Origin of the sequence: Sorangium sp. So ce726 (assembly GCF_051521405.1) — a bacterium.
Taxonomy (GTDB): domain Bacteria; phylum Myxococcota_A; class Polyangia; order Polyangiales; family Polyangiaceae; genus Sorangium.
This window is the reverse complement of the sequence record NZ_CP150349.1, coordinates 8891031-8904277: the sequence shown is the minus strand read 5'-3', so window position 1 is coordinate 8904277 and position 13247 is coordinate 8891031. Positions and strand designations below refer to the sequence as shown.

Annotated in this window: 8 protein-coding genes; 5 read left to right on the top strand and 3 right to left on the bottom strand. The window is 73.5% G+C overall.

What is annotated here, in order from left to right:
• Nucleotides 1-15: 15 nt before the first annotated feature.
• Together WME79_RS32915 and hisF are read right to left on the bottom strand one after the other, a co-directional pair.
• Nucleotides 16-2724 (bottom strand): hypothetical protein, encoded by a 2709-nt coding sequence (locus WME79_RS32915; protein ID WP_437522907.1) that lies wholly within the window; start codon nt 2722-2724, stop codon nt 16-18.
• Nucleotides 2721-3533 (bottom strand): imidazole glycerol phosphate synthase subunit HisF, encoded by an 813-nt coding sequence (hisF, locus tag WME79_RS32910; RefSeq protein ID WP_437522905.1) that lies wholly within the window; start codon nt 3531-3533, stop codon nt 2721-2723. Before hisF ends, WME79_RS32915 begins: the two co-directional genes overlap by 4 nt.
• Before the next feature lie 190 nt (nt 3534-3723).
• On the opposite strand from hisF, the gene WME79_RS32905 reads away from it, so the two are divergent.
• Nucleotides 3724-5718 (top strand): zinc-ribbon domain-containing protein, encoded by a 1995-nt coding sequence (locus tag WME79_RS32905; protein WP_437522904.1) that lies wholly within the window; start codon nt 3724-3726, stop codon nt 5716-5718.
• A complete protein-coding gene (locus tag WME79_RS32900; protein ID WP_437522903.1) occupies nt 5715-6980 on the top strand; it encodes a hypothetical protein in 1266 nt (421 codons plus the stop codon). The genes WME79_RS32905 and WME79_RS32900 overlap by 4 nt, the downstream gene beginning before the upstream one ends.
• A gap of 216 nt (nt 6981-7196) precedes the next feature.
• Here WME79_RS32900 and WME79_RS32895 read toward each other — a convergent pair whose 3' ends face one another.
• Nucleotides 7197-9455 (bottom strand): alkaline phosphatase D family protein, encoded by a 2259-nt coding sequence (locus tag WME79_RS32895; RefSeq protein ID WP_437522901.1) that lies wholly within the window; start codon nt 9453-9455, stop codon nt 7197-7199.
• Between the two features lie 226 nt (nt 9456-9681).
• Here WME79_RS32895 and WME79_RS32890 point away from each other — a divergent pair, with 226 nt between their 5' ends.
• From WME79_RS32890 to WME79_RS32880, 3 genes are all read left to right on the top strand, one after another.
• On the top strand, nt 9682-11115 hold the full coding sequence (locus WME79_RS32890; RefSeq protein ID WP_437522899.1) for a DUF6986 family protein: 1434 nt from the start codon (nt 9682-9684) through the stop codon (nt 11113-11115).
• 56 nt (nt 11116-11171) lie between these two features.
• Nucleotides 11172-11513 carry a hydroxyisourate hydrolase gene (uraH, locus tag WME79_RS32885; RefSeq protein WP_437522897.1) on the top strand — a complete coding sequence of 114 codons (342 nt, stop codon included), beginning with the start codon at nt 11172-11174 and terminating at the stop codon, nt 11511-11513.
• Between the two features lie 241 nt (nt 11514-11754).
• Nucleotides 11755-12969, top strand: a complete 1215-nt coding sequence (locus tag WME79_RS32880) for a formylglycine-generating enzyme family protein (protein ID WP_437522896.1) — start codon at nt 11755-11757, stop codon at nt 12967-12969.
• Nucleotides 12970-13247 lie beyond the last annotated feature (278 nt).

Genomic DNA, 13247 nt, shown 5'->3' with positions numbered 1-13247 from the left:
TCCCCCGGGGCAACGTCAATCGTGAGGGGAGGGCGTCCTCGCCTCGGCGCGCGGGACGATCTGGAGCGCTCCCCGCGCGAGCGGCTCCGTCAGCGAGGCGAAGACCTCCGGCCGCAGCGTTCCAGCGAGCCCGGCGCAGAGCAGGGCGAGCGCGAGGAGCGCAAGCCACAAGGACAGGCCTCTTCTTCGGCGCGGGGCCACCAGCGGCACAGGCGGCCTGCTGCCGTCGTCCATCAGGGCGACCGGAGCGGATCCGGGCGTGGCGAGCTCGGATGCAACGGGGCTCAGCGCCCCGGCGAGCGGCGGGCGCGCGCCGCGGATGGCGAGCGCGGAGGTGCCGGAGACAGCAGCGACCGGCGGCGGCGTGAGGGTGAGATCGAGGCCAGCGAGCGCCTTCATGCTGCGCGCCGCGCGGCGCTGCGCGCTGTGCTCGGACTGCGCGACGAAGCGCGCGACGAGCTCGTCGACCCGGGAAGCGCCTGCGTCGACGCCATCCGCGGGAGGGCGCGCGCTCCGGGATCGCCGCGAGGCGTTCCACACGATCGCATCGATGGGACCGAGCTCCGCCGGGCACGGCGTCTCTTCCGGATCGGCGTCGGCGTGAGACTGCGCTGATGCTGCATCCGCGGGCGCGAGAACAGCAGGCGGCTGCTCGGGAGCTGCGTCAGCGGGCGGTTCCTCGGGAGCGAGAACAGCAGGCGGCTGCTCGGGAGCTGCGTCAGCGGGCGGTTCTTCGGGAGCGAGAACAGCAGGCGGCTGCTCGGGAGCTGCTGCGTCAGCGGGCGGCTGCTCGGGAGCGAGAACAGCAGGGGGCTGCTCGGGAGCTGCGTCAGCGGGCGGTTCTTCGGGAGCGAGAACAGCAGGCGGTTGCTCGGGAGCTGCGTCAGCGGGTGGTTCTTCGGGAGCGAGAACAGCAGGCGGCTGCTCGGGAGCCGCGTCAGCGGGCAGTTCCTCGGGAGCGAGAACAGCAGGCGGCTGCTCGGGAGCCGCGTCAGCGGGCAGTTCCTCGGGAGCGAGAACAATAGGCGGTTGCTCGGGAGCTGCGTCAGCGTGCAGTTCCTCGGGCGCTGCGTTTGCGGGCGGCGTGCCGGCGTGCGCGGTTTCCGGACCGTCGGCCTCCGCCGCCAGCAAGGCCTCGACCGGCGCAGTCGGAGCAGTCAGGGGCGGTGCAGCCGGAGCGTCGTCGTCGCGCTGCGCCGGAAGGGGCCAGGGCAGCGTGTGCCGCGCTTCTGGCGTCTCGTCGAACGGCGCGACGACCGCTCGAGGAACCGCAGGTACAGCGAGGTCCACCCGACGGACGAGCGGCCAGGCGCCATAGGCCGGTGTGACCTGGAGCGCCGCGTCCGCCGCCATGAAATGGATGGCGGGCGCGCGCGACGTCTCGATGGACTCCGGGACCTCGGTCACGCTGGCAGGCGCGTCCGCCACGGGGGAGAGCACGGCTTCGTCGGCCGCCTCCCTCTCCTCCCAGACGGCCGTGGCCACGGTCGGCGTCGGCTCCTGCGAGAGCGGCACGACGTCGGCGGGATCCGGGGAGAACTCGACGAGGATCGACTGGGTCGGTGTCGGCTCCCGGGAAGACAGCGTGACGCCGGGAGGAGCCGGGGAGAAGTCGACGAGGAGCACCTCGATCCCCTCGGGGCTCGTGAGCGCTTCGCTGCTGGCAACGGGGCCGCAGACGACGAGCGACGGAACGGGTACGGGCCGCGCTTCTTCAGGAGCGACCTCCGCCGCCGTGCGCGCGAGCGGCGCCACCGGCGCGATCGTCCGAGCAGGCTCGATGAGCTCCGGGATGACCGGGATCTCGGCCGGCGCTGCGGCCTCATGGATCTCCACCACCGCCTGCACGACGGTCGGGGTCGGCTCCGGCAGAGCATCGACCTGCTCGCTGGCATGCGATGCGCGCTCGGGCGCATCGACCTGCTCGCTGGCGTGCGCAGGCGCCGATGGGATCTCGGGACACGGGTCGACAGCCACCGCCCCGGCAGCATCGCCTGCGCTTGCAGGCGCCGGGAGCGCCGCCGCGGCCGTTGCACACGCGACGAGCCCGGGGCTGAGCGTGAGCTCCACGATCGCAGGTGCGACCGGTCCGGGGCTGAGCGTGAGCTCCACGATGGGATTCGGCAGCGGGGCAGCGGGGGCATCGCTGCGCGCAGCAGCGGGGGCGTCGCTGCGCGGGGCAGCGGCGGTCGCATCGCGCCGCGCGTGCTCCGCTTGCGGCGGCGGCCGCATCTCGTCCGCTTCCGGCGCCGCAGGCTTCGCCTGGACCTCCGGACGCGGTCGCCTCAGCCGGCCGGCCTCCTTGGCGCGCAGCGTCTCACGGGCGAGCCGCGCCAGCGCCCGCCGGGCGGCGTTGCGGTTCACCGGGATCAGCGCGGCCTCGAGCTCCCGGGCGACCGCTTCCGGGTCCTGCTCGTGCGCGGGTCGAGGGCGCGCCGTCGCCGTGAGGTTGGGCATGCTGCCGGCGGACGCGGCGAGGAGCCGGGCGAGCAGGTCGCGCAGCAGCCGCGCCGCCTCGGCCGGCGCCACCGCATCGCCGCGCGTGCGCACCGTGACGGTGCCCTCGGTCGTGAGCAGCACCGCGCGATCGTCGAGCCTGAGGGGCAGGCGCGACGTCGCGTCGCTGACGGCGAGCGCGAGGTAACCCGAGGTCTCCGGCACCAGCGAGGCGCTCCGCGCGTGCGCCGCCGCGACGACCTCCTCCAGCGTGACGCAAGCGCTCACGAGCGCCCCCGGCCCGCCGCGTCGCCCGGCCCGCCCGCGCGCGCCGGCCTGACCGGCACCCCCGCCGCCTCGAGGTACGCCTTCGCTTCGCCGATCGTGTACTCGGCGTCGTGGAAGATCGACGCGGCGAGCGCGGCGTCGGCGCCGCCCTCGACGAGGCCGGCGCGCAGGTGATCCAGCGTCCCGACGCCGCCCGAGGCGATCACCGGGACCGGAACGGCCCGCGCGATGGCGGCGGTCAGCAGGAGATCGTAGCCGTCCCGCGTGCCGTCGCGGTCCATGCTCGTGACGAGCAGCTCGCCCGCGCCCGCCCGCGCGATCTCCTCGGCCCACGCGACCGCGTCGCGCCCCGTGTCCCGCCGGCCGCCGTGGGTCACCACCGTCCAGGCCACGCGCGAGGGATCCGCGATCCGGCGCGCGTCGATCGCCACGACGATCGCCTGCGCACCCCAGCGGTCCGCGGCGCGCCGCACGAGGTCGGGATCGTTGACGGCGGCCGTGTTGATCGCGACCTTGTCCGCACCCGCGTTGAGGAGCGCCTCGATGTCCTGCTCGGACTTGACGCCGCCTCCGACCGTCAGCGGCGTGAACAGCACCTCCGCCGTGCGCGCCACGACGTCGAGGATGATGCCGCGCTTCTCGTGCGACGCGGTGATGTCGAGGAACGTGATCTCGTCCGCGCCCTCGGCGTCGTAACGGCGGGCGGCCTCGACGGGATCGCCGGCGTCCCGCAGCCCCACAAAGCGGACGCCCTTCACGACGCGGCCGTCCTTGACATCGAGGCACGGGATGATGCGCTTCGCGAGCATACGTCCGCGTTAGCCTACCTGCCGTGCCAGGGCCAACTGTTGCGCTGTGCGCCCGATCCGGCGCTGCGGGGTGCGTCCTCGCGCGCCTCTCGTACGTTTTGCCGGCATTTCTGGCCGCCGGAGAGGGGCCGCGCGCCGGCCGCAGCGCCCGGAGCCTGACCGCGCCGCGGTTCCTCGCTACCATGGCGCCATGCACTGCCCGCACTGCGGGAGACCCGTACCCGAGGGCTCGATCGCATGCCCGCACTGCGGCGCCGCGCTCGCGCCGCCGGGCGGAGCGGCCGGCTACTACGGCATGAAGCCCGCGGCCCGCACCATGGTCGGCGTTACGCTCCCCGATCTGCTCCGACAGACGCCGTCCGCCCCCGGCGATCCGGGCGGCGCGGGCCCCGGCCAGGCCGCGATGCCGCCCATGGCCGGCGGGCCGGCCGCCGCCTCGCGCACGATCGTCGGCATGCCCGCCGCGATCTTCGGCGCGGCGCCTGCGCCGGCGCAGGCCGATCCACGCCTGGCCGGGGGCACGCTCGTCGTCGGGACCCCGGCTGCAGTGGCCCCGGGAGCGCGCCTCGACGCGCCCGCAGCGCCGGCCGCGCCGCACCACGCAGCGCCGGCCGCGCCGCTCCACGCGGCGCCGGGCGAGCTGCGCCTTGACCGCACCGTGCCGATCGCCCCGGGCCTCGCGGCGCCGCGCGCTCCGGTGCCGCTGCCCGCCGTGTCGCGGACGCTGGTCGGCGTCGCCCGGCCGGGCATCGCGCCGCTCGCGCCCGGAGCCCCGGCCGATCCCGAGCCCGAGCTCGACTCGCGCTACCAGCCGGCCGGAGAGCTCGGCGCCACGATCGCGCCGGCGCGCTTCCGCGCCCCTCCACTGCAGAACCCGGCGCTCATGCGCCCTCATCGCCTGAAGCAGCGGCTCCCGCCGCCAAAGGGCGAGAGGCGCCCGCGCACGTCGCGTCGGGCCGTCGCCGTCGTCGTCGCGGGCGGCGTGCTCGCGCTCGGCGCGGTCCTGTTCGCGCTCCTCTGGCCGAGCGCGCCCCCGGTGACCGCGCGCGCCCGCGCCGACGCCGGGGGCCGCGAGGTCATCGAGCTCCGGTGCGACAGCTGTCCGGACGGCACCGCGGTCTCCATCGGCGAGGGGAGCGCGACCACCGCCGGCCGCGTCGCCCAGATCCCGCTCGCGAGCCCGCTCTCCGTCGGCGAAAACCGGATGAAGGTCGCCATCGACCGCCCCGGCAGCGGGCGCGACGAGACGGTCGGCGTCTCCATCCACGTCGCCTACCGGATCCGGCCCGACCTCGGCACGCTGCAAGGGGAGCGGCCCTCGATCCAGGTCGTGGTCGAGGCGAGCAAGGGCACGCAGGTGATCCTCGACGGCAAGGAGGTCGCGCTCACGAGCGGCCGGGCCATCGAGTCGATCGACGTCACCGACGCGGTCACGGGGCCCTCGGACGAGACGAAGACGCTGAGCCGGCAGGTGCCGTACACCGTCACGCCGCCCGACGGCCCGCGCGAGCAGGGCATGGTGAGCGTCGCGGTCGGCATCGTCCCGCTCACCATCGAGTCGCCCGGCCCGAGCGTGGTCATCGACAAGGAGAGCTTCGTGCTCGCCGGGCGCACGGCCCGCGGCGCGCAGATCTTCGCCGGCGCGCACCCGATCGCGGTTCGCCCCGACGGCACCTTCGCGCACGTGATGAACGTCTCGTCCGTGGGCGCGACCCAGTTCGAGGTGCGCGCGAAGATGCAGGGAATGGCGCCGCGCATCGCGAAGCTCGCGGTGCGCCGCGTCGACCGGCTCGACACCGCCGCGAAGGAGTTCGCCGGCCGCGGTCCCATCGGGTACGCCGAGCTCGCCGCCGGCGGGAAGGACCACATCGGCAAGCCGATCGCGCTGACCGGCGAGGTCCTCGAGGTGCGCCGGCAGGGATACTCGACGCTGATCCTGCTCTCGATCCCGCCCGCGTCCGGCTGCGCGGGCGGGAAGGAGGGCGGCGCGGCCGCCGCGAGCGCGAGCGCCGCGCCGCGCTCTCCGGAGGCGTGCAAGGTCCGCCTCGTCCATGGCGCCGACAACCCCGCCCAGCGCGGGGACATCCTCACCGCCTACGGCAGCGTCGCGCCGCCGTTCGTCGCGCCGGGCGGCGCCGAGATCCCCGAGGTGCAGGTCGAGTTCACCGTGAAGGGCGGCCGATGAGCGCCGCGCGCACGACGGCGCCCAGCCCGCGAAGGCCGCGCCGCGCCCGGACGGCGGCCCTCGCCGCGGCCGCGCTCCTGCTCTCTGCTGCGGCGCCGCTCGCCTTCGCCGACGCCGTCGACACGAGCCGGCCGCACACGATCGTGGTCGGCGCGCCCCGCGGCTTCGCGCCCAGCGAGCGGCTCGACGCGCGCCGCACGGGCCGCTCCGCCGCGCGGCTGCCTTTCCCGGCGCGCGAGGCGTGGCGAAAGCAGCTCCGCGGCGGGATCGACGCTGCGCCGCTCGTGGACGCCGCGGGCGATCTCCTCCTCCCGCTGACGGTCCCGGAGGTCGTCAAGCTCGGCGCGGACGGCCGGGAGCGCTGGCGCGTGCGCATCGGCGACAGCGCGCCGCTCGCGCCCGCCGTGCTCACGAGCGACGGCACCCTCGCGCTGATCACTTCGTCCGGCGTCGCGGTCGGGCTCACGCCTGCGGGGAGCGTGCGCTTCGCCGTCCCCCTCGGCCTCCGGGGGCGCGACGCCGACGTGACGCCCCTCGCGCTCGACGACGGCGGGCTCGTGGCGGCCCTGGGGCGCTCCCTTGTCGAGCTCGCCGCGGACGGGACCGTGCGCGCCCGCGCCGAGATCGCGGATCGCGCGACGGGCGCCTTGCTCGCGGGCCCTGAAGGCACGCTGGTGACCACCGAGTCGGGCGCGGTGTTGACCTGGCGTCCGCCCGGCGCGCCGAGGCGGCTCGGCTCGCTCGGCGGCGTGCCTCGCCGCGGCGCGGCCCTCGCCGACGCCCGCACGCTGCTCGCGGTCGTCGACGCCCGCCGCCTGGTCGCGCTGGATCTGCCGACCGGGACCGCCGGCGTCCGCGCCGGCGCGGCCTTCAGCGCGCTCGACGGGCCGCCCGCCATCGGCGCCGGGGGCGTGGCCGTGGTCCTGTCGACGACCGGCCTGCTCCTCGGGGTCAACGCATCGGGCGACCTGGCGTTCCGGGTCGCGATCGACAGGCCTCCGGGCACCCAGCCCGCCGACGGCGGGCTCTCCGGCTTCTTCGGCCCGGTGGACGCGAAGCCGAGCCCGCCGATCGTGATCGATCGCACCGGCCGCGTCGGCTTCGTCCGCGCGGGCGGGCGCGCCGGCGTCGTCGAGGCGGACGGCAACGTCTCCATCGCGGCCGAGCGCGTCTGCTCCGCGCCGGTCGCCGTCATCCCTGCCGGCGAGGAGCGGATGGCGATCGCCTGCCGTGACGGCACCGTGGTGATGCTGGCGCGCTAGCGGGGCGCATCTTCGTGCGCTCCGGGCTCATCCGCGTCGTTCGGCTCGCTGCGGCGTACTTTCGTACGCCTCACTCGCCTGCCTGGCGGCTGAGCCCGCATCACACGAATCTGCACCCCGCTACAGGCCGGCCGTCGCTCGTGCCCAGAGCTGTGTGCCGACGGCCAGGCTGGTCGGCAGCTCCGGCCGACCAGCTTGGCCGATGGATCCTACGTCCTAGCTTGGAGTGCCCGGGATCTGCTTCCAGGTGCCATTGTCGTCCCAGTACAGCTCGGACTCGGCCGCCAACGTCTTGTACCGCGCGATCGTGATCTGCCGGTCGAGCGCCGCCGCGCCGGCTTCGTCGTACATCGGGGCGGCGAGCGCGTCTTCCGGGATCATGTGCATGCTCACGACGAACTCGTCGGCATTCGCCTCGACGATACAGAACCCGTTGCTCGTGGCGTTGCTGAACGCGAGGTACGGATTGGCCGCCTTCATGCTGCCGTCGATGTCCTCCATCTCCGGGGCGTCTTTCAGCGTCGGATGGCTCGCCAGCTGCTTCGTCAGCACCGAGCGGTACGTGGCCGACGAGATCGCGGCGCCCCCGAATTCCACGATCTTGGTCGTGGACGTGGCGCCCTCTACAGCCGGTGTCCCTGCGAGGAAGGCGCCGAGATCGCCGGTGATCGACACCACGTTGCCCTCGACCGCGGCGAGCATCTCGATGAGCTCGTCCCGCTCCTTACCGAAGCCGTCCCAGCCGTCACAGCTCAGGTAGAAGTGCCGGGTCAGCGACTCCTGCTCGGGCTCCGCAGGCTCCGTGGTGTGGGCGACGACGAGCTGTGAAAGGCGGTATTCGTTCCCCCATACCTTCCAGGTGCTCTTGGAGTCCTCCATCGTCTTCTGGAACCAGGCTCTCTGCGCGTCTCCCATGACGACCCCGCGGGCCGCGTCGGCCTTGAGAGCAATCGTCGAGATCGCGTCGAATGGCTCCTTGACGACGAAGTAACGGGACCCGAATGCGCTGTGATAATCCGACTTTCCGAGATCGGCGTAGGCGAGCCCGACGTCCATGAAGCTCATCTCGCTTGCGCTGATGAGGGGCACCTGTTCGGTGTCGGGCCTCTGCTCGTTCAGCTTCGCCACTATCTCGTTGACGACGATAGCGCTGATGGGGCGCGGCGTCTCGTTCTGAGCGAACCCGAGGAGCGGGTCAAAGCCGAACAGGGGAGCGGCGATCCCCAGCGCGTCCTTGTAGTCCATCCACGCGCTGCCGTCGATGTCCCCGATGTAGCGGCTCCCGTAGCGGGACAACGCAGCGACCTCTTCCGGGGTGAACTCGTTATCGAGCTCCGCCTGCTGAACGACGACCTTTCCCGGAAAGGCCTCCTCCGGGATCATGTGATCCGCGCGGTAAGAGCGGAGATCCGTCATCACGAGGTGGACGTGCTTCCCGAACGGGAAGTCCCGGTAGATGGTGATATCGTCCGGGTACTCGACCGCGCTGTCGTAGCGGAACTCGTCGCCCTTCGGATCATTCGGGTATTCGGCCGGCATGTACTCGAACCAGGCCTGGTTCGCCGCCTTGCGCCGGTATTCGTCCGTCTCCGGCTCTCGGCCGTCCAGATAGGCCGCCGTCGCGCCGTGGCAATCGTCGGAGAACTCGTGATCGCCCCAGACAGCGATCATGGGAAAGAGCTCGTGTACCCTCTGCAGCGCCGGGTCGGACCGGTACGCCTTGTAGAGCTCCCGGTAATTGCTCAGCGACTTGGCGGCGTGGTAGGCCGCGCCCTCCGCCGGCTGGAACGCGATGGCGCCGTCCACGTCGGAGAACGAGATGCTGCGCTGCCCCGGGGCGGCCTGGAGGCTCGGGTTCCCGGTCGTCTCGTAGACATAGCCCCCGAGGTGAACGATGAAGTCGAGCTCCTCTTTCGCCAGGGCCACATAAGCGTTGTAGTAGCGACCGATGTAGTCCTGGCCGGACACGAAGGCGAAGCGCACCGGCACGTCCGCGCCCGGCGCGGGCGCCGTCCGCGTCCGCCCGACGCGCGAGCTGACGCAGCCCTCTCCTGTCATGTAGTAGAAGCGGTAATAGTACGTGGTGCCGGGGCTCAGGCCGTTCACCTTGATCTTGACGCAGTGATCGAACTCCGCCCGGGCGGTCACGCGGAGCTGCGTGCTGTCCGATCCCACCGTGGCCACGTTGTCGGAGCTCGCTGTGAGCACCACGAGCTGCGTGAACCCCTCGTCGAGCGCGACCACGAGCGCCAGGGTGAGATCCGACTGCGGTTGCTTGCTATCGATGAGCCGGGTCCACAGCACGACGCTATCGTGCCTCGGGTCGCCGGAGGCCACCGACTGCGGGAAGAACCCGTCATCCTCGTGCACGTCGCATGTGCCGATGGCGTCCCCATCATCGGAGCAGGCAGTTGGCACGACCACCGAACCAGCGGTCACCAGGGTGGCGCGAAGAAAGTCTCGGCGTCTCATCATGGATTCAAGTCCTCCAACGACGGATACACCCCGAGCGCTGCGCGCGCAACGGCGGCGCCGGGGCCGCCGCCCTCGCCAGCGCCGCCGCCCCCGCGCGCGGCGCTCCTCGCGCCCGCTCGAGCGGCGCGGGTCGCAGCATGGCGCCTCCTCGCGAGGAGCGCGAGCGCCACTTGACGTGCCGAGTCAGGCGGCATCTCGTGTGCGCCCTACCCGCTGAAGGCACACCATGTTCCAGACGAGCCTCTCCTCCGAAGCGCTGCGCGGCGCGCTCTCGCGCCTCCGCAGCGGGCGTTCTGTCTTCGACCACACCGGCGCGCGCCAGCCGGTCCACACCGTCTACGGCGGCGCCCACCTGTTCAAGGCCGACACGGCCCGGAAGCTCGGGGCGGTGGCGCTCCGCGCCGTCGAGGAGCACGCGCCCGATTTCGCCGCCTTCGCGCGGGCGATCGGCCTGCCGGGGGCCGAGGGGCTCCCGGAGGGGCGGGCCGACGCCCTCGCGCTCGCGGCCGCGATCGAGGCGGGCGGAGGCGCGGCCGAGGGCGCCTCCGGGGCTGCGCGGCTCGCGCACGCGGTGCACGCGCGCGTGCTCGACAAGCTCCGCCGTGAGCCCGTGGAGGACCTGCGCATCGATTTCGAGGACGGTTACGGCGTGCGCCCCGGGAGCGAGGAGGACGCGCACGCCGCGGCCGCGGCGCGCGAGGTCGCCCTCGGCATGGCCGCGCGCAGCCTGCCTCCGTTCCTCGGGATCAGGATCAAGCCGCTCGGCGACGGGTGCGCCGAGCGGAGCCTGAGGACGCTCGACGTCTTCTTCTCCGCGCTCGTCGCCGCGTCGGGCGGCGCGCTCCCGCCCGCCTTCGCGGTGACGCTGCCGAAGGTGGTCGCGCCCGAGCAGGTCTCCGCCTTGGCCGACGCCCTCGACGCGCTCGAGGGCGCGCTGCGGCTGCCGGCCGGCTCGATCCGCATCGAGCTGATGGTCGAGACGCCGGCGTCGATCATCGGCCCGCGCGGGGAGATCGCGCTGCCCGGGCTGGTCGAGGCGGCCCGCGGGCGGTGCGTGGCGGCGCACTTCGGCGCCTATGACTACACGGCGAGCTGCGAGATCACGGCCGCCCATCAGCACCTCGCCCACCCGGCGTGCGATTTCGCGCGGCACGTGATGCAGGTCGCGCTGGCCGGCTCGGGGCTCTGGCTCTCCGACGGCGCGAGCAACCTCCTGCCCGTCGGCCCGCACCGCGCGCGCTCAGGCGGCGCGCCGCTCACGCCGCAGCAGAGCGAGGAGAACCGTCGCGCGGTCGTGGGCGCATGGCGGCTGAAGTACGGGCAGGTTCGCCGCGCGCTCGAGAGCGGCTACTACCAGGGCTGGGACCTCCACCCCGCGGAGCTGCCGGTCCGCTACGCCGCCACGTACGCGTTCTTCCTGGAGGGCGTCGATGCGGCCGCCGCGCGGCTGCGGAGCTTCGTCGAGCGGGCCGCCCAGGCGACCGTCGCCGGGACCGTGTTCGACGACGCCGCGACGGGGCAGGGGCTCCTGGGCTTCTTCCTGCGCGCGATCGGCGCGGGGGCGATGACGGAGGGCGAGGCGGCGGAGAGGACCGGCCTCACGCCGGACGAGCTCAGAGGCCGATCCTTTCAAGTCATCGTGGCGCGCCGGAGCGCGTGATAGGAGAGCACCGGAATGGCCCGCACCGCGGAGGGCCCGAGCGGCGAGGAGGACCGATGAGCGCGATCACGACGCACGTGCTGGACACGTCACGGGGCTGCCCGGCGAGCGGCGTGCTGGTGGTGCTGGAGGTCGACGACGGCGGTGGCTACCGGGAGGTCGGACGGGGCACGACCGACGGCGACGGCCGGCAGAAGGGGCTGCTGCCGCCCGGCGAACGGCCCCTCCAGGGCTGCTACCGTCTCACCTTCCACACAGGCGCCTATTACGCGGCGCTCGGATGCGAGAGCTTCTATCCCACGGTGTCGATCCTCTTCGAGATCCGGGACCCGGCGCAGCACCATCACGTCCCGCTGCTGCTCAGCCCTCACGGCTACACCACGTACCGAGGCAGCTGAGCGCGCGTCCGCGCGAGAGCGCCGTCCCGCGCGGCGAGCGCGACGCGTGCGCCTGCCGTCCGTGGTGCGCCCGGAGGCGCCGCGAGGTCGACGGCCAGGCGGGGTGAAGGAGGTGTCCCACATGATACGATGGCGGGTGCCCGGCGGTGGGCGACTGTGAGGGTGAACTGTGGGCGCTCTACGAATTCGTTCGGGTGAAGCTCGGGATCGCCGGCGCAGCGCTGGCTGGCTGGCCGTCGCGATGGCCGCGCTCGGGCCGGGGTGCGAGCAGAAGGCGCGGAGCTTCGTCGATGACGACGGCGGCGCTGGCGCCGCTGGCGGTGGAGCAGGTGGTGGGTCGGGCATGGCGGTCGGTGGCGGCGGGGCTGGCAGCAGCGCGACGGGTGGCGGTGCGACTGGCGGTGGCGCGACAGGTGGCGGTGCGACGGGCGGCGGCGAGGCCGGCGGCGCAGCGGCTGGCGGCGGTGAGGCCGGCGGCGGTGACGCAGGCGGGGGCGGGGGGACCCCTGTCGAGTGTTCTCCCGACGAGTCCCGGTGCGCCGGCGATCTCATCGAGGTGTGCGGCAGCGACGGGCGGTGGAGCCTTGCCGGATGCGCTGGTTGGTGCGGCGCGGGCCGGTGCATCCTGCCGTCGAGCTGCCGCCTGGGCGAGACCGGGGCGGGCGAGACCTGCGGGCTGGAGCGGAACCAGCCCTGCTGCGCGAGCCTGCGCGTTCCGGGCGGCAGTTACGACCGGAGCAACGACTCGGCGTATCCGGCAGAGGTGAGCGACCTGCGCCTGGATCGCTACGAGGTCACCGTCGGACGGTTCCGCAAGTTCGTCGAGGCGTATCCCGCGAGCCGACCCGCAGCCGGCGCTGGAGCTCACCCGGCGATCATGCGGAGCGGCTGGGACGCGGCGTGGGACTCCCGTCTGCCCGCGAGCCAGGCCGCGCTGAGGGAGGACTTGAAGTGCAACCCGGGATTGCACTCGTGGACTGACGACGCTGGCGGGAACGAGCTCAAGCCGATCAGCTGCGTGAGCTGGTTCGTCGCGTTCGCCTTCTGCGCCTGGGACGGCGGGCGGCTCCCGACAGAGGCGGAGTGGGACTACGCGTCGGCTGGCGGGAGCGAGCAGCGGGCGTATCCGTGGGGCAACGCGTTTCCGAACTCGACCTACGCCGTGTTCGACGTGACGGGCAGCGCCGCCGTCGGAGCGAAATCGCCGAGGGGTGATGGCCGGTGGGGGCAGGCCGACCTCGCGGGGAACGTGTGGGAGTGGACCCTGGACTTCGAGGGGACGTACCCCCAGCCGTGCCGCGATTGCGCGAACGTCGAGCGCGGCTCCGCGCGGGTGATCCGCGGCGGCAGCTGGTGGCAGCCTCAACCGGAGGACCTCTCCGCGCGCTTGCGGACCGGCTGGGACCCGACCGATGTGACGGACGCGCTCGGCGTGCGCTGCGTCAGGAAGCTATAGCGCACGCCGCCCTTCGTGGGGCCGGCGCGCGCCGGGGAACGGGCGAACGGGCGCCGTTCAGGGAGAGATGAGGTAGATGACCGAGAAGGCCACGAGGAGCGTCGTGAACGCGAGCGCGATGAGCTTGGGCATGGTCCAGTCGTCGTTGTCGGTCTTCGAGATCTCTGTGCTCATCGTGTGCCTCCGCCGTGCGCTCCGCGCGCCTCGCGCGCGTCCGTCTCCTGGCAGAAGGCGGACTCGTCGTCAACCCTGAGCCCCCGCCCGCGACGGACCGGGCG

Bases quoted from the DNA above. Each gene is read 5' to 3' on its own strand.
- WME79_RS32905 (WP_437522904.1), top strand. From the start codon at position 3,724: ATGCACTGCCCGCACTGCGGGAGACCCGTACCCGAGGGCTCGATCGCA.
- WME79_RS32900 (WP_437522903.1), top strand. From the start codon at position 5,715: ATGAGCGCCGCGCGCACGACGGCGCCCAGCCCGCGAAGGCCGCGCCGC.
- WME79_RS32880 (WP_437522896.1), top strand. From the start codon at position 11,755: ATGGCCGCGCTCGGGCCGGGGTGCGAGCAGAAGGCGCGGAGCTTCGTC.
- WME79_RS32890 (WP_437522899.1), top strand. From the start codon at position 9,682: ATGTTCCAGACGAGCCTCTCCTCCGAAGCGCTGCGCGGCGCGCTCTCG.
- uraH (WP_437522897.1), top strand. From the start codon at position 11,172: ATGAGCGCGATCACGACGCACGTGCTGGACACGTCACGGGGCTGCCCG.
- WME79_RS32895 (WP_437522901.1), bottom strand. From the start codon at position 9,455: ATGATGAGACGCCGAGACTTTCTTCGCGCCACCCTGGTGACCGCTGGT.
- hisF (WP_437522905.1), bottom strand. From the start codon at position 3,533: ATGCTCGCGAAGCGCATCATCCCGTGCCTCGATGTCAAGGACGGCCGC.